This is a genomic window from Desulfosarcina widdelii (genome assembly GCF_009688965.1).
In the GTDB taxonomy this organism is placed as follows: Bacteria; Desulfobacterota; Desulfobacteria; order Desulfobacterales; family Desulfosarcinaceae; genus Desulfosarcina; species Desulfosarcina widdelii.
This window is the reverse complement of the sequence record NZ_AP021875.1, coordinates 6,595,901-6,618,863: the sequence shown is the minus strand read 5'-3', so window position 1 is coordinate 6,618,863 and position 22,963 is coordinate 6,595,901. Positions and strand designations below refer to the sequence as shown.

Below are 22,963 nucleotides of genomic sequence, written 5' to 3'. Positions count from 1 at the left end.
ACATGGCCTGCAGAGCCCCTGATCCATCTGCGTCCTTTGCGCCTCAGCGGTGAACATTCATTCCCTCTTCCCTCCTCTATCTTCAACCCCCTCCCCGGTTGAAATAAATCATCCCTTGATTATAGTGTAAGAAACCACCTCAACCGAAAGGCACACGCCCATGACTCCGGAAATCGTCGCGGTACTCATCATTCTGGCAGCCGTCATCGTCCTTCTGATCACCGAATGGACGCCGCTGGAGGTGCTGGCCCTTCTGGTCATGGGCGTACTGGCGGTAACCGGCATCGTCACCCCCAAAGAGGCCCTGGCCGGGTTCAGCAACCCGGCCGTAGTGACCATCTGGGCGGTGTTCATGCTCAGTGGTGGTTTGACGCGCACCGGCATCGCCAATATTCTCGGACGCCAACTGCTTAAGGTCGCCGGCAGCACCCAATCCATGCTCGTGGTAATCATCATGACCATCTCCGGCGTGCTCTCCGCCTTCATGAACAATGTGGCCGTGGCCGCGCTCATGCTACCCGTGGTCATGGACATCGCCCGCAAGACGGACCGTTCGCCGTCGGTTCTGCTGATGCCGCTGGCCTTCGGCTCGCTTTTGGGCGGCCTGACCACCATGATCGGCACACCCCCCAACATCCTGGTCAGCGAGGCGCTGGGAGAAAACGGCCTGGAGCCTTTCGGCCTTTTCGACTTCTCACCCGTGGGGCTTTTAGTCATGGCCAGCGGCATCGCCTTCGTTACCCTCGTAGGCACCCGGCTCCTGCCCCAACGCAACCCCGCCCTCGAGACCGCCGATACGCGCCGCGACTATCGCTCCCAATATCGGCTGCAAGAAAGCCTGTTTCAGATCCGGATTCCAGAAGGATCGGCCCTGGTTGGCAAAAACCTGGCCAATAGCCGCCTGGGATCGGCCTTCGGCCTTACCGTGGTGGGAATAACCCGCAGCGGTCAGACCCTGCTGGCACCGACCATCACCGAAACGATCCGGATCGACGATTTGCTGACCGTCAAAGGCAACCCCGAACAGATCGAGGAGATGAACCACTGGGGACAGCTGCTCATTGAAACAGATGCCATCGGTACCAAGGCGCTTTTTGACCATGGCATGCAGGTGGCCCGGGTGGGTCTGGCGCCGAACAGCGCCTTTGTTAAACAATCTCTTGCGGCCCTCGGTTTCCGCAACCGCTTCGGCCTCAATGTACTGGCCGTCGAGCACAACGGTCGGCAGATCGACACGGAGCTGAAGACCCATCCGCTGGATGCCGGCGACATTCTCGTCGTGCATGGACCTTCGGACAAAATCGCCGCTCTGGCCGACGAGGCCGATCTGCTGCCGGCTAAACCCATCCAGATGACGGAAATGGATCGCGAGTCTCTGCCGGGCCAATTCCTTCGTCAACTGCGCGTTCCCGAATCTTCAAAGCTGGTTGGGGTAACCTTGAGCGAAAGCCGCCTGGGGGATGCCGTGGATGTGCAGATTCTGTATATCATAGATCGGGACGGAACCGCCCGGATCCCTTTCTCCGGCGACCGACTAAAAGCCGGCGACCACTTGATCGTCTGGGGCGCTGAGGACATGGTTTCCATTTTGCTCATGCAGGGCCTGGAAGGCATGTTCGTGAAGGATTCAGACCGCGGGGCGGACACTGCCATGCTGGAAGACAGCCAGGTCGGCCTGGTGGAGGTGATGCTTTCCCCGCACAGCGTGCTGTCGGGGAAAACGCTCGCGGAGATGAACTTTCGCGAGAAATACGGTCTGACCGTGATGGCTATCTGGCGCAAGGGCAAGGCCTATCGCGACGACCTGCGCGACATGGCCCTGCAGTTTGGAGACGCCCTGCTGCTCTATGGCTCGTGGAACAGGATCAACCTGCTGGGCCGCGAGCCGGATTTTCTGGTGCTCACCGAAACGGCCCAGGAAGTTCCCCGTGAGAAAAAAGCCAAGCTGGCCCTGGCGATCATGGCCGCGGTGCTGATCCCGGTGATTTTCAACTGGCTGCCCATTTACATCGCCGTGGTCATCGGGGCTGCGCTCATGGTGCTATCCGGATGTTTGACCATGGAAGAAGCCTACCGCTACATCGAATGGAAAGCCGTCTTTCTCATCGCCGGCATGCTGCCGCTGGGCACAGCCCTGGACAAGACCGGGGCGGCCCGCATGCTGGCCGAGACGGTGGTGAGCGCATTGGGTCCATTGGGACCCCACGCCGTGCTCTTCGGCCTGCTGGTTATCACCTTCATCGGAACGAGCATTATTCCCACGGCCGCTCTGGTGGTTCTGATGGTGCCCATCGCCCTGGAAACGGCCGGCGGACTCGGGATTTCTCCCTATGCCCTGATGATGGGCATTGCCATGGCCGCCTCCTCCAGCTTCACCTCGCCCATTTCTCACCCGGCCAACGTGCTGGTAATGGGCCCAGGGGGCTATCGCTTCATCGATTATGTCAAGGTTGGCCTACCGCTGACTGTGATCGTGCTGATTGTGCTGATGGTTGCATTGCCTATCTTTTGGCCATTGACGGCTTCGTAAAAAGCCCGATATCTGCGTTACGCTTCGCCCCTCGTCACTGCGGAGTATATTTTGATCACCTCGCTCCTCGGGACTTGCGAACCTTGATCTCGGGCTCTTCACAAAACCGCCTGGCATGATAGGTGGAGGGCGGTGAACCGTGAACCGCGAACGGCAAACCCCGAACCGGGAACGTTGAACTCATTCCCCGGGGCAGATCGGAGGACAGATTTCAGACTTCCGACCTCAGATCACAGTTCACTGTTCACTAATCACGGCTCGCAGGACCGGTCCGAGTCATTTCAGGTTGCCCGAGCTAAGTCCACAACAGCTTGTATTTGCTTGACGATCAATCCAAAGACAAAAGTATTTCAAAAAAAAATCAACGAATTCGCTTGCTTTAATTTGAAAAAGGACTATTCTTGCCACATTCAATTAAGTCCTGTCTATCACTGTTTCGTTTTCAGGACAGTTCCTTTCTGAAGGCATCCTCCAGTTTCCATAATGGCTCCCTCCAGTTTGCGACATTGAAAATTTTAAGGAAGGGAGAATACCATTATGGCCAATGGAATTGTTAAATGGTTCAATGATTCAAAAGGGTTTGGATTCATTGAGCAAGAAGAAGGCGACGATGTTTTCGTGCATCATTCTGCCATCAATGCTACGGGCTTCAAATCGCTCAAAGAGGGCGATCGGGTTTCTTTTGATGTCCAACAGGGTCCCAAAGGTCCTGCAGCCGCCAATGTAACTGTGATCTAACCTTTTGTTTTATCAGTTCAAACGGGCATCCCTTCTTTTGCAGGGATGCCCGTTTATTTTGGCTTCCGCTTCACTTTAGTGCCCCTGTTCATAAATCCACTGACGATCAACAAGGAGGAAACAACTTGGCAAGATCGAACTATAGTTTTCAAAAACGTCAAAAAGAGTTGGCCCGGATGAAGAAAAAGGAAGAAAAAAGAAAGCGCAAATTAGAGAAAAACGCTCCTTCAGAGGAAGAAACTTCGGAACAGGAGCAGACGCAATAGAAAGGAAAGGAATGCGCCAGAAATACTCGATTTATCGAAATGTTGGCAAAAAAATACTTCGCATCAGGGAATACGCCGTACTTGACAAGGATTTAAAAAAAATACCCTCCGACGAGTTGCGCCAGGATCACTTTTCGTTTCTCTGCGAAGAGACCTATGAAAGCGAACATATCGTTAGCTCCATTTCCAGGGGAATCGGCGACCTGATCCAAACCCTGCGCACCCGTAATATTTTCCCCATCAGTCCCTACGCCGGAAAAATCGCCGAATCCGTCATCGAATTGTATAGAAATTCAGAGAATTGTTCCGTAGAGCTGTTCTTTAACGATGTAGACCTGGTTTCGATTGGCTGATCTGAAGTCGGAGGACAACTCCAGAACGTCCAATTCCGACATCCGATCACCGTTCACCAATTTCTGTTCACCGCCCCCCCCGTCTGGAATGACCACAGGGGATAGGTTCAAGTTTGACGGATTCGTAAAAAGTCCGAAACCGCAAGTTGGCGACATTCCGGAATCCAGTCATTTCAATACTTTCTGGATGCCGGATCAAGTCCGGCATGGCGAGTCTGGGACTTTTTACGAGTTCATCAAGTTTAGTTGCCGACCACAGCATTCGGGATGCCTTATCGCGGCTGGAAGCCGCTTCTACGTATGCACGACCATTGCCTGAAGCCTGCTCTTCCTGTTTAAGGGTCACCAATGAACATCGAACGTCCAACTTCGAACTCCGCATTCAACATTGGACGTTCGATGTTCGACGTTCTGAAAAGCCATTTGCCGATCAAACTGGCCACAGTTCACCGATCACCGGCCGCCGCCCCGTCTTTTCCCCCCTCGTCCCTCGTCCGTCTTCCGCTTTGAGCTACGAGCTTTTTTTCTCAACACCCCCAACGTCCTGATGCGGGGCAGTTCCTCGAACTCCCCGGAGGCCAGGGCCAGTTTGTATACCTCCCAGGGCGCCTGGCCGCCCTCCTCGGGATTTTCGAAGATATCGTGAATCAGCAAAAACCCGCCGGGCAGAATGTGCGGGGACCAGCATTCGTAGTCCGTTCGGGCGGTCTCGAAGGCATGGCCACCGTCGATGAAAACCAATGACAACGGTGTGGCCCACCCGCGGGAGACGGTGTGGGAACGGCTGACGATGGGCACCACCGTTTCCTCCATCCCGGCAAGGTCGAGGGTCCGGCGAAACAGGGGCAGCGTGTTGGGAGTAAAGGTGGTAAAATCGAGCAGCGAGGGGTCGAAGTACTCCTCGCCGGGCTGCTGCTCCTCGGAGCCCCGGTGGTGGTCAATGGAAAAGAGAACGGCGCCGTTTTCCCGGCAGGCGCTGCCCAGATAAACGGCCGACTTGCCGCAGTAGCTGCCGATTTCCATGCAGGGCCCCAGTCGCGAGGCCTCCAGGGCCAAGTCGTAGAGCCCCTGCCCTTCCTCCGGGTCCAGAAAGCCTTTGATGCGGGAAATAAGTTGTTGGTTGGTTGGGTTTGTTGAGTTCATTGGGTTCGTTTGGTTGGAATTGTGATCTGTGAACGGTGATCCGTGAACGGATAATCGTGGCTGGAAGCCGCTCCCACGCAGGTTGCACCTTATTGTTTTTCCCTGAACCAGGCGTGACGGTTTCGTAAGAATAAGGGGCGAAAAATTTTTCGCCCCTACGACTGTTCACCGTTCACTGTTCACTGGTCGTGGCTAAGAGCCGCTCATACAAATCCTCGATTTTCAAGTCAGCTTCATAGTTCCCCGTGTTTTTTCCTAAATGGTGAATTGCGGCTCAGATCAAGGCCGCAGCGAGGACGAAACCGCAGGCGTAGCAGCGATACGTTGAGGATTTCGACCGAGCGAGAACGCCGGCCTGGTCCAAATAATTCCCGGTGATCTTGAGCAACGAATTGCTTTCAGGCGGCTTCGTAAAATGTTCGAGATCAAGGCTTACGGGTCCCGAGGAACGAGGCGTATCAAAAGATACTCCGTAGTGACGAGGGACGAAGCGTAACACAAATATCGGGCATTTTACGGAGTCGCCAGCTATCCGTCGTAGTTTCTGACTAGTACCTCCCTGGGCTTCACCCCATCCTGCGGCCCGACAACGCCCTCGGCCTCCATCATTTCGATAATCCTGGCCGCGCGGTTGTAGCCGATACGCAGGTGCCGCTGGACCATGGAAATGGAGGCCTGGCCGGCCTGGGTCACCAGGGCCACGGCATCGTCGTAGCGCTCGTCGTATTCCTTTTCGCCGGACTCCTCGGCTTCCTTGGCCGGGGCCTCGACCACGCTCTTGTCGTAATCGGGACGCTGCTGTTTTTTGAGAAATTCGGTGACGCGGGCCAGTTCGACCTCGGAGATATAGGCCCCGTGAATGCGCTGCAGCCGACCGGTTCCGGGAGGCAAAAACAGCATGTCGCCCATGCCCAGCAGACTTTCGGCGCCGTTGGTGTCGATGATGGTGCGAGAATCCGTCTTGGAGGAGACCTGGAACGTCAGCCGGGTGGGAAAGTTGGCTTTGATGATGCCGGTGAGCACATCCACGGAGGGACGCTGGGTGGCCAGGATCAGGTGAATGCCCGCGGCCCGGGCCATCTGGGCCAGGCGGGTCAGGGCCACCTCCACGTCGCGGGAGGCCACCATCATCAGATCGGCCAGCTCGTCGATAATGATTACGATGAAGGGCAGCGGCGCCATCGGCGTGCCGTCTTCCGCTTTGGGCTTCTCTTTTTGAACCTTGCGGTTGTACTGGTCGATGTTGCGGGTCTTCATCTCCGACAGCAGTTCGTAGCGGTGCTCCATCTCGCGTACGGCCCAGAACAGGGCGTTGGTGGCCTTCTTGACGTCGGTGACCACCGGCGTGATCAGGTGAGGAATGCCGTCGTACATGGACAGCTCGATGCGCTTGGGATCCACCATGATCAGTTTGACCCGATCCGGCGTCAACTTATAGAGCAGGCTGCAAATCATGGTATTGAGGGCCACACTCTTGCCGGCCCCGGTGGCGCCGGCGATCAACAGGTGCGGCATCTTCTCCAGGCCGGCGGAAACCGGGTTGCCCACAATGTCCTTGCCCAAACACAGGGTGAGCATGGTTTTGGCCTGTTCGAAGGCGGGCGACATCACCATCTCTTTGAAACGGACCGTTTCCCGGTCGGTGTTGGGAATCTCCACGCCGATGACGGCCTTGCCCGGGATGGGGGCCACGATGCGAATGCTGATTGCCCTTAAGGCCAGTGCCAGGTCGTCGGTAAGGCTGACGATGCGGTTGATCTTGACGCCGGGCGCCGGCTCGTATTCGAAGGTGGTGATCACCGGCCCCGGTGTTACGGCCACCACCTTGCCGTTGACGCCAAAGTCCTCCAGCTTCTTTTCCAGCAGCCGGGATTGCATGCGCAGGTTTTCCTTGCTAGTGGAAGGGGGCCGCGCTTCCGGTTCGTCGAGAAAGTTGACCGACGGCAGGGAAAACTCACCTTCATCCTTCATAAAATCGAATACGGCCTGTTTGGGGACCGGTTTGACCGGAACCGGTTTGGGGTCCGGGGTCTTGATTTGGATTTTCTCTTTTTTCTTTTTCTTTTCCGCCTTGAGGCTTCGACGCCGGCGGGCGCTCTTCTGGCGGCGTTCCTTCCATTTGAGGTAAACCGTGGCGATGCGTTCGAAAAGGGCCTCATTGGCGGCTTTCAATCGCCTGTAGAAAGCCACCACGGAAAATCCCGTGGCCATGATAAAGCCGATGAGCCAGAGCAACAGCAGAATAATGGAGCCGCCGGCCGGATTGGAGTAGCGCACGGCAAGGGATTTTAAGGGGATGCCGACAATGCCGCCCGAGGAGAAGCGGCTGCCGAAAAGAACATAGTGGTCCTGTTTGAGAGCCAGCAGGCTGCCCGTGGTGACGATCAGCAGGAGTCCTCCGGCGGCCAGGGGTAAAAGCGCCTGTCCGGGGTTCTTGCCGAAGAAGAGAATGCAGCCCAGGAGGCAGAGAAAAGGGACCCAGAATGCGCCGATGCCGAAGAGCCCAACGAGAATGCCGGCAAAATTGGCCCCGACGACGCCGAAAAGGTTGTGGACCCTGGATGTGCCGCCGGCGTTGAAGAAAAGGCATGGATCGGCCGGGTCGAAGGAAAGCAGGCTGATCAGGCTGAACACGACCATGAAGAAAAAAAGAATGCCGATGATTTCTTTTTTCATATTTCAACCAAAAAAGGCAAAATCACCGGCCTTCGACCGATGGTGAAGAAAAAATACTGACGCAAGGCCGACTGGATACGCTGGCGCATCCGTTCCACCCGATTGGGGACGTCCGGGGTGATATCCTCCACGATCTCCAGGACCACGCATTGGGCATCCTGGAGCAGGTAGCCGGTTTCGGTTTCGAAGACGAATCCCCGGGAGACGATATCGGGGCCGTAAACCACGATGCCGGTCTCTTCGTCAAAGGCCATGTTGACCACCACCAGCCCCTCTTCGGAAAGCAGCCGTCTTTCCTTGAGCACGCTGCGCCCCACGTCGCCGACGCCCTTGCCGTCGATGAGCACCCGACCGGCGCAGATGCTGTCCCGGATCTGGAAGCCGTTGTCGTCCAGTTCGATAATCTGTCCGTCCTGGGCCAGGATTTGATGCTCCTCGGGAATGCCTACCTCCCCGGCCAGCCGGCAGTGCAGGACCAGGTGGCGGTACTCTCCGTGCACCGGCATGAAAAACTTCGGTTTGGTCAGGTTAAGCATCATCTTCAGTTCTTCCCGGAAGGCGTGGCCGGAGACGTGGATGTTGGAAATCTTCTCGTACACCACGTTGGCGCCGTGACGGTAGAGGTTGTTGATGATGTTGCCGATGGCTTTTTCATTGCCCGGAATGAATTTGGAGGAGAGGATGACCGTATCCTGGTCATGGATCTTGATCTGCTTGTGGGTGCCGGCGGACATTCTCGCCAGGGCCGACATGGGCTCTCCCTGGCTGCCGGTGGTCACCATGATGATCTCGTCGTCCGGATATCGGCTCAAATCGTCGATATCGATCTCCATGCCCTCTGGAATGCTGAGGTAGCCCAGTTGACGGGCGATGGAAACGCTCACTTCGATGCTGCGGCCGTTAAAAACGATCTTGCGGCCCAGTCGGGCCGTAATGTTGATGATCTGCTGGATCCGGGCGATATTGGACGCGAACAGGGCCACGATGATGCGCCCGCGGGCCGCCTGGATGATCCGGGCCAGTTCGGCGCCGATTTCATGGGATGAGGCGGTGTGCCCCTCCTTTTCCACGTTGGTGGAGTCGGAAAGCAGGACCAGTACGCCCTCTTCACCGCACTGGGCGAAACGGTTCACGTCGGTGAGCATGCCTTCCATGGTGGTATGGCTCATTTTGAAATCGCCGGTGTGGACCAGCATGCCCACCGGTGTGCGAATGGCCAGCCCCACGCCGTCCACGATACTGTGGTTGACGCGGATGAATTCGATTTCGAAAGGACCGATTTTCAGGTGCTCCCGCGGCAGCACCTCATGCAGGGCAGCCGTAGACAACAGTTCGTGCTCTTCCAGTTTGTGGCGCACGATTCCCAGGGTAAAGGGCGTTCCAAAGACCGGGACATTGATCTCCCTGAGCAGATAGGGCAGCGCTCCGATATGGTCTTCATGGGCGTGGGTGAGAACGACCCCCGACACCCGCCCGCGGTTCTGGCGCAGGTAGTCCATGTCCGGGATGACGTAATCCACCCCCAGCATGTAGGCCTCGGGAAACATGAGGCCGGCGTCGACGATGAAGATCGTATCGCCGTACTCCACCACCATCATGTTCAGGCCGATTTCGCCCAGGCCGCCCAGGGGAATGAGTTTCAGCATGACCTTACCCGTCCTGCCCCTCTTTTTCTAGATTCTCGACGAGGATGGACCGGATCTTTTCCAGCAGTTGATCCTTGGTTTTGCGGGTGTAGTCGGCCGTTTCCACCGGATCGAGGATCTCCATGGTCACCTGCGCGGGGCGGATGATGAAATGTTTCTTGGGGACGATATTCCGGGTTCCCCGGATAATGACGGGAACAATAGGAACGCCGGCATCCACGGAGAGGACGAAGCCGCCCTTTTTGAACGGCAGGATGCGGCCGTCCGGGCTGCGGGTGCCTTCTGGGAAGATCAGAACACTGGTTCCGTTGCGAATGGTCAGGGCGGCCTGCGCCAGACTCTCAAAGGCCGATTTGCGGTCGGAACGGTCGATGCTGATGTACCCCACCTTGCGCATGGCCCGGCCAAAAAGCGGAATCTTGAAAAGTTCGGCTTTGGCCAGCCAGCGGAACTGAACCGGCAGCCGCCCAAGCAGCACCGGTATGTCAGCGTTGCTCTGGTGGTTGGGCATGTAGATGTAGGATCTGTTCGGATCCAGCTTCCGGGCACCGGTCACGGTGACTTTGGCCCGAACGACCCACAGGATGGAATTGGCCCACATGCGTGCAATCAGATGCAGGAAGTTGCCGTTGCGGCTGAAAAAAGAGCAAAGGATAACCGATGTGCCAAAAAAGATGGTCACAACGACGGTCCACAGGATGATAACCAGCGTATGCAGTACGTGTAAAAATGTCTTGCCCATGGCCAACAGCATCCTACCCGTTCAGGTGACGATCTCCAGTTTTTCGAAAATGGCATCCACGGTCCGGATCAGCCAGTCGCGCTGCCGATCGTCGGCATAATGGATGCAGTCGCAGCGCACCCGTTTGCGGGTCCGGACCAGCAATTCACCGCACAGGCGGTCTTCTCCCAGCTCCAGGGCCATGAAAAAAGGTGCGCAGTCGGTATGGGCCTTCTGGATCTCGGAAAGGATCGATTCGTCCACAGAGAGCCAGTATAGACCTTCGATACCTGATTTGCCGAGGGTATCGTCCAGATAGGCCTTTATCTTTCCGTAATCCTGAAGACGAATTTCGTCAATGACATATTGTTTCATGATGCCATCGGTACTAGCACAAAAAGGTTTAAATCTCAATATATATGTTCATTTGACCGAGGTGACAACAACGGGTGGGGGTTGGGTTGGAAAATCGCCATCGGTATGGGTATCGGCAAAAAACCATGAACCCATGTAGGGGCACGGCGCGCCGTGCCCATGCGAAGACCTGCCGGTGCCAGAAAAAACAAAAGGGAAAAGGAGGCGGTTTCCCTGCCGCCACCCAATGGGATGCTTGACATTCACCGGCGCTCGGAATAAATTTGGCATATGCCTAAAAGGTGCCGGCCCTTTTTCCTGGCGCATCGATCCAGGCTCTTCCCACTTTTCTCTTTGCAGCGGCAGTATCGGTTGCCGTAGTGCTGACGCCCATCGCCACCGAGAGTTTTCGAACCGCAGCGGCACCGCCGAAAGAAGCACAGGTCCGATGAATGACCGCCCTTTACCCGAACTTGGCGTACCCCTATCACGCACCTTCAGATGGTCGCCGGACCTGTTTTCGCAGCGTCACCGATGAAAGGATGCAACGGTGATTCAACTTCCCAACGCAACGACCACACTGAAACTGGCCATTGTCGGTGGAGGCCGGGCCTGCGAGTTCTTTCTCAAGCTGATCAGTCTGGGCAATTTGCCCTACCTGCAGATCGACATCGTCGGGGTCTGCGATATCAACCCCGAGGCCAGAGGGTTCCGTCTGGCGCAAAAAATGGGGATCTTTACCACCACCGACTTCAAGGATCTGTTTTCTCTGGCCGACCTGGACGGGATCATCGAACTGACCAACAGTCGGGAAGTCCTCGTCGATCTGGTCCGGCTGCGCCCTGCCCGCATCGGGATCGTCGAGCACAACATCGGCCGCCTGTTGAGAAATCTGTTCACCGTCGACCAGAAGCTCAGGTCCGCAGAGCAGAAAATCGTCTTCGAAAAAGCGGCGCGTGATTTCCTCATTCAGCAAAACTCTCAGTGCATCGTAGTCATCAACACCGACTTCACCATCGAAGCGGTCAACGACGCCTACCTGAGAACCACGAGAAAAAAACGCGAAGAAGTGATCGGCGAACATTGCTACCGGGTCATTCATGGGCTGAACACCCCCTGCGACAGTCTGCGCGACGGCATTGTCTGCCCCATGCTGGAAACCCTGCGCACCGGCAAGTCGACCAAGGGTTTTCATGCCCTGCAAACGACCGAGACAGGTCCGGAACTGCACGATATCGTGACCTATCCGGTGCGCGATGCCGACGGTAAAACAATCCGGGTGATTGAAATCTGGATGGATATCGGCCAGGAGATCTCCTCGCGTTGGGAAAAACGGGAGCGGGAACTCAAGTCCGATCTGAACAAACTCATCCAGGAAGACCGCATGATCTCTCTGGGGAAACTGGTGGCAAGCTGCGTTCACGAAATCAACAACCCCATTCAGGGACTTTTGACATTCAGCCATCTCATGAAGGATATGCTGACGGCCGACGCCCTCACCACCGAAGAGATTGTCAAACTGCGGGGCTTTACGAAAATCATGGGAGAGGAGCTGGAGCGTTGCGGCAAGATCGTCACCGGTCTGCTTTCCTTTTCGCGCCAGGGAACCAATGCCTACCGGGACATCGATCTCAACGAGGTCGTAGTGAGTGTGGTCGATCTCATCCGCCACAGGATCGAACTTCAGGACCTCTATTTCAAGATGGATCTGTTCCGCGAACCACTTTTCGTTCATGGAGACGTAAACCAGTTGCAGCAGTGTTTTCTCAACCTGGTTTTCAACGCCATCGAGGCCATGGGCCCCGGCGGAACGCTGCATATCGCCACGGCTCGGACGGCCAATGGGAAAATGGCAGATGTGCGCATCGAGGACACCGGACACGGAATCGCCCAAAAGCACCTGGACCACATTTACGACCCCTTTTTCACCACCAAGGAAGTGGGCGAAGGGACCGGCATGGGATTGTCCATCGTTTACGGTGTCGTGAAAAGCCACCAGGGAGAGATCGAAGTGCACAGCCAGGTGGATCGGGGAACCGCTTTTTCCATCTGTTTGCCGCTGACGCCGGCTGAAAAAGAGGCTGTTGGGGGTAGTGTTGAGAGCGGGTAAAAAACGTTTTCTGCCTCGTTTGGCAGCGAAGCACGATACGGAGATTTATAAAACGCCAATAATTGGCAGCCTCGCAAAAAGTCACAGACTCGTCATTCCCGCGCGGGGATCCTCAATGATCGTAAGGGCGAAAAATTTTTCGCCCCTACCCCGCCTGTGCGGGCATGACATCAATGGACCAAACTCGACCTTTTGCGAAACTATCAGCAATTCACATCTCGCGCCCATGCTCTGCGTGGGAGCGCAGATTGCCTGACAGGGGTTCCAACGCAGGAACGTGGGAACCAGAGAATTCACTGCAGTTACTCCGACCCGGAGGCCATTATGCGCATCATGGTCGTGGACGACGAGAGGATCATTCGCGAGTCCTTCTATCACTGGTTTCAAAAAAGCGGGCACCGGGTTTCGACGGCCGCTTCGGGAGAGGAGGCGTTGAAAGAGCTGGCACGGACCCCCAAGGACCTGCTGTTCGTGGACATCAAGATGCCGGGCATGGACGGCATCGAGCTGTTGGCGAAGGTGAAGGAGAAGTATCCGGAAACCACTGTGGTGATCATTACGGCTTATGGATCCATCGAGTCCGCCGTCGATGCCATGAAAATCGGGGCGACCGACTACCTGCTCAAGCCATTCAAACCAGACCAGCTCTCCCTGGTGATGGAGAAGGTAATTCAGCAGCAGAAAAAGCAGTCCGAATTCGACTACCTCAAAGGCCGCCTGGAGAAGATTACACGCTTTGACAACATCATTGGCCAGTCCGACGCCATGATGACCATCTTCGATATGATCACCGAAGTGGCCGACAGCGACGCTTCGGTGCTGCTGTCCGGCGAGACTGGCACCGGCAAAGAGCTGATCGCCAAAGCCATCCACGCCAAAAGTCCGCGTGCCAATCGCCCTTTTATCGCTATCAATTGCGGGGCCATTCCCGATACGCTGCTCGAGTCCGAACTGTTCGGCCACCAGAAAGGGGCCTATACCGGTGCCAACCGGGAACGCAAAGGGTTTTTGGAAGTGGTCGGCGGTGGCACCCTGTTTCTCGACGAAGTCGGAGAAATCAGCACCAAGATGCAGGTGGATCTGTTGCGGGTCCTGGAAGAGAAGTCAATCGTCCGCGTGGGCAGCCGGCAGCCGGTGGCGGTGGATTTCCGGCTCATTACGGCAACCAGCCGCGACCTGGAAGAAAGGATTCGTAGCGGAGAATTCAGGGAGGATTTTTTCTATCGGATCCATGTCATTCAAATGGATATTCCGCCGCTGCGCGAACGCAGGGAGGACATCAAACTGCTGGCAGCCCATTTTCTGAAAAAATTCTGCCACGAAACCACCAAACGGGTGGACCGCATCTCCCCCGGCGCCTACCGGATTCTGGAAAGCTACGATTGGCCGGGCAATGTCCGGGAACTGGAAAACGCCATCGAACGGGCCATGGTGCTCTCCCGTTCGCGAATTCTGGAAGAATCGGATTTTGCCTTTCTCCAACCGCCGACAACGGCTCCGCCGGGCGATCCCTCCCTTCGCGAGATGGAAAAATATCACATTCGCAAAATTCTCGGCCAGCATGGCTGGAATGTCACCCGGGCCGCCAACGCCCTGGGAATCAACCGCGTCACCCTGCACAAAAAGATCCGTCGATACCAGTTGGAACCGGACCGGCCATGACGCAGGTCCCACCTATCCAGCGGCCCGCACCGGTGGTCGCCGTGATCCCGTTCGGCAGCGCCCCGTTGACCGCCGCCAAGGTGATCGCCGCCCATGTTTCCGGCTACCTGGATCTCGAAGCCGAAGTGCTGCCTTGTGTGAAGATCCCCCCCGCCGCATTGGACGAGAGACGGCTGCAGTACAATGCCGCCGCCCTCATTCAGGCCGTCGAATCCATGGCCCTGGACGACTATTTCAAAATTCTGGCCCTTTTCGATGTGGATCTGTTCATCCCGCTGTTCACCCACGTGTTCGGGGAGGCCCGGCAAAACGGCCGCGCAGCCCTGATCTCCCTTTTCCGGCTGCAAACCAACCCGAAGGGGTCCTCGCCTTCCACCGAACGCGTCTTCGAACGGATCGCCAAAATCGGCCTGCACGAACTGGGGCACCTGCTCGATGTGCTGCACTGCGACGACGACCGCTGCCTGATGCATTTTTGCGGCGACGTGGATGCGCTGGACCGCATCGATTTGAATTTCTGCCGCTACTGCCGCCTGGCGCTGCACCGGAAGATCGGACGTCTGGCCAGGTCTCCGTAAGGGCACGGCGCGCCGTGCCCCTCAATGAAGTCATCAATTCTTCCGGGATAACGGGTGTGCAATTTTGCTTCCCCCATCCCTCACCCCTCATCCATCATCCATCACCCCGAAGTCGTTCTCCGGGCGGTGTGCAGGAACCGGTCAGCCAGCGTCTCCCAACGCAGATTGCCTATGGCACCGAAGATGTCCCTGACCGCGGAACCGCCGCTGGCGGCCAGGCCCCGGTACTCAGGCCCCATCATGGTGAGCAGCTTACTGTTTTCCTGCTCCATCCATTGGTAGCTCTCCTGGCCGAAGTACAGACGCTTGAGATTGCGCTTGGGAATGTCCGGATCGACGATGAACAGCCACCCGCTCCCATAGGGATCTTCGTTGACCAGTTCGGGATGCTTGCGCGCCGGGTGGTTGACCGCCAGAACGGTGCCCGAAACCGGAGAGAGCACCGCTGCCTGGTGGTCATCCCGCCCGAAAGTCCAACCGACCTGGTCCTGCTGGATCCCGGCCCCTAAGGGCGGAAGTTCCATGCGGCTCAGGCTGCCGAACAAGCAGGCTGCAAAATCGTCCAGTCCGATCCTTACGCGCCCACCATGCTCGAAACGAGCCCAACTATGGCCCATGTGGTAGTAGTAGGCATCGGCCATTTTAAATCCAGCCACCTCTTTGCAGGCCGGGGTTCCGATGTCAGCCGCCAGATCCATTTCGTCCAGCATCTGGTCGAAGGCGCAGTGGTAGCACTCATAATTGTTGGGACAGATTTTGGGCGCCTGGATACGGCCGGTCAGCGCATGGCGGCAGGGACGGCTGGCACCATCGTAGCGTTCTACGAGATGCTCAACCCACTTGGGGGCCAACTTGCGGCTGTCCACGGCGGGATCGATCTGCATGGCCCGGCGAATGGCTTTATTGAACGCACATGTGTTGCAGTCGAAAGCGTTGTCGCAAATCCGGTAGTTGATTACGCCGGCCTTCATCCAGATACATTGGTCTTCCAGGATATTGAAGCCGACCACCCGCTTTTTCGGTGAAACGGTCTTTTTGTTTCTGTTGGCGTTCATGGCATTGCCTCCTTTCTCTTGGATGGTAATTGTCCATATTAAGAGCAAGGTGCCTGCCAGCCTGATAACTGTGCTGAAAAAACCGTTTTCGTTCCTATTCCGGGACCTTTTTTCCATCACGGCAATGTCTTAAAAACCGAGCATGCCATTGCGCTTTTCACTTTTCGTTTGTACGGATATGTTTTATTATTAATGGGTTGGTGAAATCACGAAAGGTTGCGGACACATCCACTCCCATGAAATCGCCACCGCGTGACGCATCATGTTTCCATGGGACGATGCTGCCGCCGGTAGGCAACGGCGCCGTTGCCATCTCCGTTCAAAACGATTAAAATATTTACAGGAAATCGACCATAGCCGCAAAGACCGATAAATTTTTATACAATACCGGGATGTTACAGAATGTAGCCAATTGCATCGGTAGCGGTGGGGGGTGTAGCCAGATTAAACCAAGGTGTCATCCAACGTGAAAGAAAACAATCATTCCCAAGTTGATCCCAGCCTTCCCGAAATCGTTATCCCCAAAGAAAACGCCGTCTTCTGGATGGACGAACGGGGCCGCTGGCACAATCGCCATGGCCGCTTCGAACATAAACGCATCATCGACCACTTCAACCGTTCCATCCGACGCGACGGCGGGGGCTATTATGTTACCCAGGAACGCAACGGGTTTCTGGAGAAAGTCTATTTCCGCTATGTCGGCACCCCACTTTTCGTCTTTCGCATCCTTTCCGGCGCCCCCATGCAGCTTGAACTCAACACCGGTGAAATTGTGCCACTGGAACCGGACCTGCTGTTCACCCATGGCGACCAGCTTTTCCAGCACCATGGCACAGGATGCATCAAATTCACCGATCGGACCCTGATGGCCATGGCCCCCTACCTGGTCGATACGCCCAAGGGTCTTTGCCTGCGCATCGATGCAGGCACCTTTCCGATTCCCGATCATCCCGACATCCCTTGATGCAACTTTTTGCGGGAAAAGAATGCAACAATTTATCATATTAAATTTATTTTATTTCAATTATTTGATAAATTAATTGTATCGTTTGTTGCAATTGTTGCAACCGTTTTTTGTTGCAATGCGAATTGCAATCCTTGGCAAAATATGAATATCCTTCATTTTTCCAAACCGTTAAATCGTTTTCTGAGCGATGGCACGCTCGATGCTTGAGACGATCCTAACGGAAGACACGTTTTATCCGTTCATACAAGGTCTTGCCGACCAGCTTGGGATCGACTTCAATCGATCGAAACGGTGCATGGAGGCATTCGCCGGTGGCATCGCAAACTCCCGCCAAAACCATTCTCGTGGTGGAAGACGAACCGGACATGAGCATCTTTTTGTCCAACCTGCTCAGCGCCAACGGGTTTTGTCCAATCTGTGCGAACTCGAAAGAAGACGGACTCAAAAAAGCGAAAGACCGCTGCCCCGACCTGATCATCATGAACGCCATGCTACCTGGCGAGTCGGGCATCCGCTTCTACCAGATTTTACGAACCAGCGACCACCTGTGCCATATTCCGGTAATCATGCTCTCGACCCTGGACTCGAGCACCTTCTACCGCTGTCCGGGAGCCAAGCGGTCGCCCACTGGCCGGCCGATTCCCGAAGCCGAGGCCTATCTGCAGAAACCGCCGGAAGCCGAGGAACTGCTGGGGATCATCAACCGGCTTTGTATGGCCTAAAGTAGGCATGTGAAAGTGTTACGGTTTTTCTTCAGGGAGCTATCGTATGACCATCAAAATCGGATTCTACATCTGCCATTGCGGGATCAACATCGCCCACAAGGTCCGGGTCACCGAGGTGGCCGACTTCGCCCGCGGCCTGAAAAACGTCGTCGTCTCCCGTGATTACAAATTCATGTGCTCCGACCCCGGCCAGGAGATGATCGAGGAGGACATCCGCACCTATGGCCTCAACCGCGTCGTGGTGGCCTCCTGCTCGCCCCGTCTGCACGAAAAGACCTTCCAGGGCGCCTGCCAGCGGGCGGGCCTGAACCCCTACCTTTTTCAGATGGCCTCGGTACGCGAACAGGTTTCCTGGGTGACCAAAGATGAAGATGAGGCTACCCGCAAGGCCAAAACCCTGGCCGCCGGTGCCATCAACCGGGTCAATTTTCACCAGATGCTGGAAACGCGCACCGTGGACGTCCACCCCGACGTCATGGTGGTGGGCGGCGGCATTGCCGGCATGCAGGCGGCCCTGGACATCGGCAACGCCGGCCACACGGTCTACCTGGTCGAACGCCAGACCACCGTGGGCGGCCACATGCTCCAGTTCGACAAAACCTTTCCCACCCTGGACTGCGCGGCCTGCATCGGCACGCCCAAGATGGTGGAGGTGGCCCAGAATCCCAACATCAAGCTGCTCACCTACAGCGAAGTCACCGATGTGTCCGGCTACATCGGCAACTACCAGGTCACCGTCAAACGCAAACCCAGATACATCAAAGAAGGCGTCTGCACCGGCTGCGGCGAGTGCGCCAAGGTGTGTCCGGTGTCCCTGCCCAGCGAATGGGACGAGGGGTTGATCGACCGCAAGGCTATTTTCCGGGCCTTTCCCCAGGCCGTTCCCATCACCTTTACCATCGATAAAAAAGACCGTGCGCCGTGCACCACCACCTGTCCTGCCGGCATCAACGTGCAGGGATACGTGCAGCTCATCGGGCAGGGAAAATACCTGGAGGCCGTAAAACTGATCCTCCAGCGGCTGCCTTTGCCCGGCGTGCTGGGCCGGGTCTGCCCCCATCCCTGTGAAGGGCAGTGCCGGCGGGCGGAGGTGGACGCCCCGGTGGCCATCCGCGACCTGAAGCGCTTTGCCGCCGATCAGGTCAAACCGGAGGACCTGCCCGTTGCCGCCATCGAGGACCGCCCCGGCAAGGTGGCCGTGGTGGGCTCCGGCCCTGCCGGCCTGACCGTGGCCTGGGACCTGCGGCTGAAAGGCTGGCAAGTTACGCTCTTCGAGGCCCTGCCCCTTCTCGGCGGCATGCTGCGGGTGGGCATTCCCGACTATCGCCTGCCCCCGGACATCCTGGATCGGGAGATCGATTATCTGCTTCAACACGGCATCGAATCGAAAACCGGCATGCGTTTGGGCGAGGATTTCAGCCTGGCGGATCTTTCCGATCAGGGATACCAGGCGGTATTTCTGGCCATCGGCGCCCACGCGGCCATGAACCTGGGCATCCCCGGCGAAGAAACCGCCAACGGGGTGCTGGACGCCATCGCTTTTCTGCGGGAAGTGAACCTCGGCGACCGCCAATGCCCCGGTCAAAAGGTCGTGGTCGTGGGCGGCGGCAATGTGGCCATCGATACCGCACGCACGGCCAAGCGCTTGGGGGCCGAAACCGTCACCGTGATCTATCGCCGCTCGGAGCAGGAGATGCCGGCCTATGGCGAAGAGATTGAAGGCGCCAGAGAGGAGGGCGTCCAGTTCGCCACCCTGGCCGCACCGGTGGGCATCCGCGCCGAAAACGACCGCGTGGTCGGCTTCGAATGCATTCGGACCGAACTCGGCCCTCCGGACGACTCCGGGCGGAGGCGCCCGGTGCCGGTGCAGGGTTCCGAATTCGTGATCGACTGCGATGCGGTCATTCCGGCCATCGGTCAGAAGACCGACGTGGCCTGGACTTCGCAGGCGCCCGATCTTGACCTCACCGCCCGCAACACCTTTGCTGTCCATCCGCACACCCTGCAAACCAGCCTGCCCCATGTGTTTGCCGCCGGCGATGCGGTCAGCGGGCCGGCCACGGTGATCGAGGCGGTGGCCGCCGGCCACCGGGCCGCCGAGGCCATGCACCGATATCTTCAAGGCGAAGATCTTGCGAACGGGGATTCAGCCCTGGCGGACCGCCCGGCCCCGGGAAACGACTGGGCCGCCATCCCCGAAGACACGCCCCCACTGCCGCGGGTGCAGCCCGGCCACCTGGAAATCGAGGCCCGGTCAACGAGCTTCGACGAGGTGGAAGCCTGCATGGACGAGGATGACGCCCGCAAGGAGGCCTCCCGCTGCCTGAACTGCGGGGTGTGCAGCGAGTGCATGGCCTGCGTGTCGGTGTGCGAAGCCAAGGCCATCGATCACACCATGACCGCCGTCAAAGAGACCCTGGACGTGGGCAGCATCATCGTTGCCACGGGATACGATCTGCTGGATCCCAGCCCCATGCAGCCGTTCGGCTACGACCGCTTCCCCAACGTGTTCACCAGCCTGGAGTTCGAACGCCTGAGCAATGCCACCGGGCCCACCGGCGGACAGATTCTCATCCGGAACGAAAACGGCGCCTTTACCCGGCCGCCGGAAAGCGTGGCCCTGGTTCACTGCGTGGGCAGCCGGGACGTCAACTACCATCCCTACTGCTCGCGGGTCTGCTGCATGTACGCCTTGAAGTACAGCCACCTGATCAAGGAGAAAGTCGGCCACCACACCCCGGTTTACGATTTTTACATCGACCAGCGCTGCTTCGGAAAAGGCTATGAGGAATTCTACCGACGCTGCCAGGAGGAAGGTACGGTCTTCATCCGCGGCAAGGTGGCCGAAATCACAGACCAGGCCGAATCCGAGGCGGAATCTGGCCGGCTGATCTGCCTGGCCGAGGACACCCTGCTGGGCGAACGGCTGCGGGTGCCGGTGGACATGGTGGTGCTGTGCAGTGCCATGGAGGCCCGGGCCGATGCCGTGGAGGTCGGGCGCATCTTCGGGGTCAATCCCGGAGCGGACGGATTTTTCCTGGAGGAGCATCCCAAGCTGGGGCCGTTGAACACGGCCACGGACGGTGTATTTCTGGCCGGCGCCTGCCAGGGCCCCAAGGATATCCCCGACACCGTGGCCCAAGCCTCGGGGGCCGCTGCCAAGGCCCTTTCCCTGGCCACCCGAGGGGTTGTGGAGGTTCCCTCGGCCATCAGTTGGATCGATCCGGAGATCTGCTCGGGCTGCAAGACCTGCATCGGTCTGTGTGCCTACAGCGCCATCGAGTTCGACGAAAGGCGCCAGATCAGCGTGGTCAACGGCGCTCTGTGCAAGGGCTGCGGAAGCTGCGCGATGGCCTGCCCGTCCAACGCGGCGCAGGTCCGGCATTTTCAGGGTAAACAGGTATTTGCTGAATTGGATGGGATTATGGCTGCGCTCTCAGCCGTCGGCTAAAGTGTCCGCCCACAAAGGGCATCTTTCGGCCCAGGCCGGCGTTCTCACTCGGTTGAAATCCTCAACGTAGTTCTACTACGCCTGCGGTTTCAACCTCGCTGCGGCCTTGGCCTGAGCCCAAATCTACCCTTTGTGAACGAACACTGGACTGAATACTAATTGGAGATTTTTATGAGTAACTTCGAACCCGCCATCATCGCTTTTGTCTGCAACTGGTGCACCTACACGGCCGCCGATCTGGCCGGCACTTCCCGGCTGACCTATCCCAAGAACGTCCGGCTCATCCGGGTGATGTGCACGGGCATGGTGGACCCCCAGTACGTCATCAAAGCCTTTCTGGAAGGCGCGGACGGGGTCCTGATCAGCGGATGCCACCCCGGCGACTGCCACTACATCAACGGCAACTATAAAGCCCGCCGACGGGTAAAGCTGCTCAAGGAGATCCTGCCCCGCTTCGGCATCGACAACCAGCGGCTGCGGCTCACCTGGATCGGAGCCAGCGACGGCATCCAGTTTGCCGAAATCATGGGGGAACTGGTGACCCAGGTCCGCGAACTGGGGCCGACGCTACCCGATCTAAAGATGGTGATCTAATATGGACGGACTCGTAAAAAGCCCGATATCGGCCTTTTTACGAGCCCGTCGGGAATGCGACTTCTAAAGGACCCATCAATAGTATTGCAGAACCAAGATAGCGGGCAAAATGACCACTCCAGGAGGAGACTATGACAGAGGCCATTCACATTGAAGACCAAGACCGTCTCTCAGGCGTTCGCACGCTGCTGTCCACGATCATGGAAAAAGCCGGCATCGATGCCGTGCTGGTACCCGCCCGCCTGGCCGTCAAAAACCGGATCATGCCTCTGCTGGTGTCGGACCCGGAGCGGCTGGCCGAAGCCGATCCCTTCGCCCCGGCCTTTCCGTTAAACGCGGCCCAGCAGCTGGCCAAACTCACGCGCATGCCGGCCGGCGGCCGCCTGGCCGCCTTTTTGCGACCCTGCGAGATCCGTGCGTTCAATGAACTGGTGAAACTCAACCAGGGACGACGGGACGATGTGATCCTCATCGCCATGGACTGCCCCGGCGCCCTGCTCAATTCGGATTTCAGAACCTTCATGGATGGTTTCGAAACTGCCGATGAGGCCACACAGGCCTTTTGCGAAGCGGTGACATCGGGCGATGGCGCACCCGAGATCGCCTCCGCCTGCCAAGCCTGCATCCACTTTCTGGCCGACGGCGCCGATATCGCCATCGAGTGGCTGGGAACCGCCCCGGCCGACGGCCTGACGGTCCGGGGACGTACTCAGGAAGGTGAAACCCTGCTCACCAACCTTGATCTTCCTCCGTCACAAGGCGCTCCGGCGCAGCGCAAAACGGACGTGGACGAACGGATGAAACAGCGAAAACAGTACCGGGAAGAAATGTTCGCCAAGGTTGCCGAGCGCACCGGCAGCATCCAGGAACTGGCCGGCTATCTGGCCGACTGCGTCAACTGCTACAACTGCCGGGTGGCCTGTCCGGTGTGCTACTGCACCACCTGTGTCTTTACCACCGACACCTTCCGGCACGACCCGTTTCAGTACATGCAGTGGGCGCGCCGCAAAGGCGGGGTCAAGATGCCCACGGACACGCTCTTTTTCCATCTGACCCGCATGGCTCACATGAGCTGCGCCTGCGTGGGCTGCGGCCAGTGCAGCAACGCCTGTCCTAACGACATCCCGGTTTCCGATTTGTTCACGTACGTGGCCAAACACGCCCAGTCCGCCTTTGGCTACAATGCCGGCATGGATCTGTTGCAGGCGCCGCCCATGAGCGGGTTTGAGGAGAACGAGTATCAGGAGGTGGTCGGCTTATAGAATTTGACGGCTTCGTAAAACGTCCGATATCGGCGTTACGCTTCACACCTCGTCACTGCGGAGTACGTTCGGGTACGCCTCGTTCCTCGGGCTTCGCAAGCCTTGATCTCGAACGTTTTACGAAGCCGTCCG

The 22,963-nt window shown here is 57.6% G+C and carries 18 protein-coding genes; 12 read left to right on the top strand and 6 right to left on the bottom strand.

The features are described from left to right. The first annotated feature begins 160 nt into the window (after window positions 1-160). From GN111_RS30235 to GN111_RS30225, 4 genes are all read left to right on the top strand, one after another. Window positions 161-2,530 carry an SLC13 family permease gene (locus GN111_RS30235; protein WP_155307320.1) on the top strand — a complete coding sequence of 790 codons (2,370 nt, stop codon included), beginning with the start codon at window positions 161-163 and terminating at the stop codon, window positions 2,528-2,530. Between the two features lie 537 nt (window positions 2,531-3,067). Next, a complete protein-coding gene (locus GN111_RS30230) occupies window positions 3,068-3,268 on the top strand; it encodes a cold-shock protein (RefSeq protein WP_155307319.1) in 201 nt (66 codons plus the stop codon). A 125-nt stretch (window positions 3,269-3,393) separates the two neighbouring features. Next, the gene (locus tag GN111_RS33485; protein ID WP_170302530.1) at window positions 3,394-3,534 is read left to right on the top strand and encodes a hypothetical protein; all 141 of its coding nucleotides are present in this window, start codon (window positions 3,394-3,396) and stop codon (window positions 3,532-3,534) included. An 11-nt stretch (window positions 3,535-3,545) separates the two neighbouring features. Then, entirely contained in the window at window positions 3,546-3,887 is a 342-nt protein-coding gene (locus tag GN111_RS30225) for a hypothetical protein (protein ID WP_155307318.1), read from the top strand. Window positions 3,888-4,340: 453 nt separating this feature from the next. On the opposite strand, the gene GN111_RS30220 is transcribed toward GN111_RS30225, so the two are convergent. The 5 genes from GN111_RS30220 to GN111_RS30200 all read right to left on the bottom strand — a co-directional run bounded on the left by GN111_RS30220 (window position 4,341) and on the right by GN111_RS30200 (window position 10,448). Next, window positions 4,341-5,030 (bottom strand): class I SAM-dependent methyltransferase, encoded by a 690-nt coding sequence (locus tag GN111_RS30220; RefSeq protein ID WP_155307317.1) that lies wholly within the window; start codon window positions 5,028-5,030, stop codon window positions 4,341-4,343. Between the two features lie 528 nt (window positions 5,031-5,558). After that, window positions 5,559-7,706 carry a DNA translocase FtsK gene (locus tag GN111_RS30215; protein WP_155307316.1) on the bottom strand — a complete coding sequence of 716 codons (2,148 nt, stop codon included), beginning with the start codon at window positions 7,704-7,706 and terminating at the stop codon, window positions 5,559-5,561. Next, on the bottom strand, window positions 7,703-9,352 hold the full coding sequence (locus GN111_RS30210) for a ribonuclease J (RefSeq protein WP_155307315.1): 1,650 nt from the start codon (window positions 9,350-9,352) through the stop codon (window positions 7,703-7,705). The genes GN111_RS30215 and GN111_RS30210 overlap by 4 nt, the downstream gene beginning before the upstream one ends. A 4-nt stretch (window positions 9,353-9,356) precedes the next feature. After that, a complete protein-coding gene (locus GN111_RS30205) occupies window positions 9,357-10,094 on the bottom strand; it encodes a lysophospholipid acyltransferase family protein (protein ID WP_170302529.1) in 738 nt (245 codons plus the stop codon). A 21-nt stretch (window positions 10,095-10,115) separates the two neighbouring features. Beyond that, window positions 10,116-10,448, bottom strand: a complete 333-nt coding sequence (locus GN111_RS30200; RefSeq protein ID WP_155307313.1) for a hypothetical protein — start codon at window positions 10,446-10,448, stop codon at window positions 10,116-10,118. Window positions 10,449-10,977: 529 nt separating this feature from the next. Between GN111_RS30200 and GN111_RS30195 the strand changes: the two genes are divergently transcribed. The 3 genes from GN111_RS30195 to GN111_RS30185 all read left to right on the top strand — a co-directional run bounded on the left by GN111_RS30195 (window position 10,978) and on the right by GN111_RS30185 (window position 14,777). Further along, window positions 10,978-12,537 (top strand): ATP-binding protein, encoded by a 1,560-nt coding sequence (locus tag GN111_RS30195; RefSeq protein ID WP_155307312.1) that lies wholly within the window; start codon window positions 10,978-10,980, stop codon window positions 12,535-12,537. Between the two features lie 324 nt (window positions 12,538-12,861). Continuing rightward, on the top strand, window positions 12,862-14,199 hold the full coding sequence (locus GN111_RS30190) for a sigma-54-dependent transcriptional regulator (protein WP_155307311.1): 1,338 nt from the start codon (window positions 12,862-12,864) through the stop codon (window positions 14,197-14,199). After that, a complete protein-coding gene (locus GN111_RS30185; protein WP_155307310.1) occupies window positions 14,196-14,777 on the top strand; it encodes a zinc metallopeptidase in 582 nt (193 codons plus the stop codon). The genes GN111_RS30190 and GN111_RS30185 overlap by 4 nt, the downstream gene beginning before the upstream one ends. Before the next feature lie 101 nt (window positions 14,778-14,878). Here the strand turns inward: GN111_RS30185 and GN111_RS30180 are convergent, their stop codons facing one another. Next, entirely contained in the window at window positions 14,879-15,832 is a 954-nt protein-coding gene (locus tag GN111_RS30180; RefSeq protein ID WP_155307309.1) for a glycine cleavage system protein H, read from the bottom strand. 466 nt (window positions 15,833-16,298) lie between these two features. Between GN111_RS30180 and GN111_RS30175 the strand changes: the two genes are divergently transcribed. From GN111_RS30175 to GN111_RS30155, 5 genes are all read left to right on the top strand, one after another. Then, entirely contained in the window at window positions 16,299-16,796 is a 498-nt protein-coding gene (locus GN111_RS30175; RefSeq protein ID WP_155307308.1) for an MFS transporter permease, read from the top strand. A gap of 314 nt (window positions 16,797-17,110) precedes the next feature. After that, window positions 17,111-17,521 (top strand): response regulator, encoded by a 411-nt coding sequence (locus tag GN111_RS30170; RefSeq protein WP_155307307.1) that lies wholly within the window; start codon window positions 17,111-17,113, stop codon window positions 17,519-17,521. A gap of 46 nt (window positions 17,522-17,567) precedes the next feature. Beyond that, window positions 17,568-20,975 (top strand): FAD-dependent oxidoreductase, encoded by a 3,408-nt coding sequence (locus tag GN111_RS30165; protein WP_155307306.1) that lies wholly within the window; start codon window positions 17,568-17,570, stop codon window positions 20,973-20,975. 171 nt (window positions 20,976-21,146) lie between these two features. Beyond that, window positions 21,147-21,569: a hydrogenase iron-sulfur subunit gene (locus tag GN111_RS30160; protein WP_155307305.1), complete on the top strand. Its 423-nt coding sequence runs from the start codon at window positions 21,147-21,149 to the stop codon at window positions 21,567-21,569. A 131-nt stretch (window positions 21,570-21,700) separates the two neighbouring features. Next, window positions 21,701-22,831, top strand: coding sequence for a formate dehydrogenase (locus tag GN111_RS30155; protein ID WP_155307304.1), 1,131 nt, complete (start codon window positions 21,701-21,703; stop codon window positions 22,829-22,831). Window positions 22,832-22,963 lie beyond the last annotated feature (132 nt).

Coding starts and splice junctions, on each gene's coding strand:
- GN111_RS30235 (WP_155307320.1), top strand. CDS start 161: ATGACTCCGGAAATCGTCGCGGTACTCATCATTCTGGCAGCCGTCATC.
- GN111_RS30230 (WP_155307319.1), top strand. CDS start 3,068: ATGGCCAATGGAATTGTTAAATGGTTCAATGATTCAAAAGGGTTTGGA.
- GN111_RS30225 (WP_155307318.1), top strand. CDS start 3,546: ATGCGCCAGAAATACTCGATTTATCGAAATGTTGGCAAAAAAATACTT.
- GN111_RS30220 (WP_155307317.1), bottom strand. CDS start 5,030: ATGAACTCAACAAACCCAACCAACCAACAACTTATTTCCCGCATCAAA.
- GN111_RS30215 (WP_155307316.1), bottom strand. CDS start 7,706: ATGAAAAAAGAAATCATCGGCATTCTTTTTTTCTTCATGGTCGTGTTC.
- GN111_RS30210 (WP_155307315.1), bottom strand. CDS start 9,352: ATGCTGAAACTCATTCCCCTGGGCGGCCTGGGCGAAATCGGCCTGAAC.
- GN111_RS30205 (WP_170302529.1), bottom strand. CDS start 10,094: ATGGGCAAGACATTTTTACACGTACTGCATACGCTGGTTATCATCCTG.
- GN111_RS30200 (WP_155307313.1), bottom strand. CDS start 10,448: ATGAAACAATATGTCATTGACGAAATTCGTCTTCAGGATTACGGAAAG.
- GN111_RS30190 (WP_155307311.1), top strand. CDS start 12,862: ATGCGCATCATGGTCGTGGACGACGAGAGGATCATTCGCGAGTCCTTC.
- GN111_RS30185 (WP_155307310.1), top strand. CDS start 14,196: ATGACGCAGGTCCCACCTATCCAGCGGCCCGCACCGGTGGTCGCCGTG.
- GN111_RS30180 (WP_155307309.1), bottom strand. CDS start 15,832: ATGAACGCCAACAGAAACAAAAAGACCGTTTCACCGAAAAAGCGGGTG.
- GN111_RS30165 (WP_155307306.1), top strand. CDS start 17,568: ATGACCATCAAAATCGGATTCTACATCTGCCATTGCGGGATCAACATC.
- GN111_RS30160 (WP_155307305.1), top strand. CDS start 21,147: ATGAGTAACTTCGAACCCGCCATCATCGCTTTTGTCTGCAACTGGTGC.
- GN111_RS30155 (WP_155307304.1), top strand. CDS start 21,701: ATGACAGAGGCCATTCACATTGAAGACCAAGACCGTCTCTCAGGCGTT.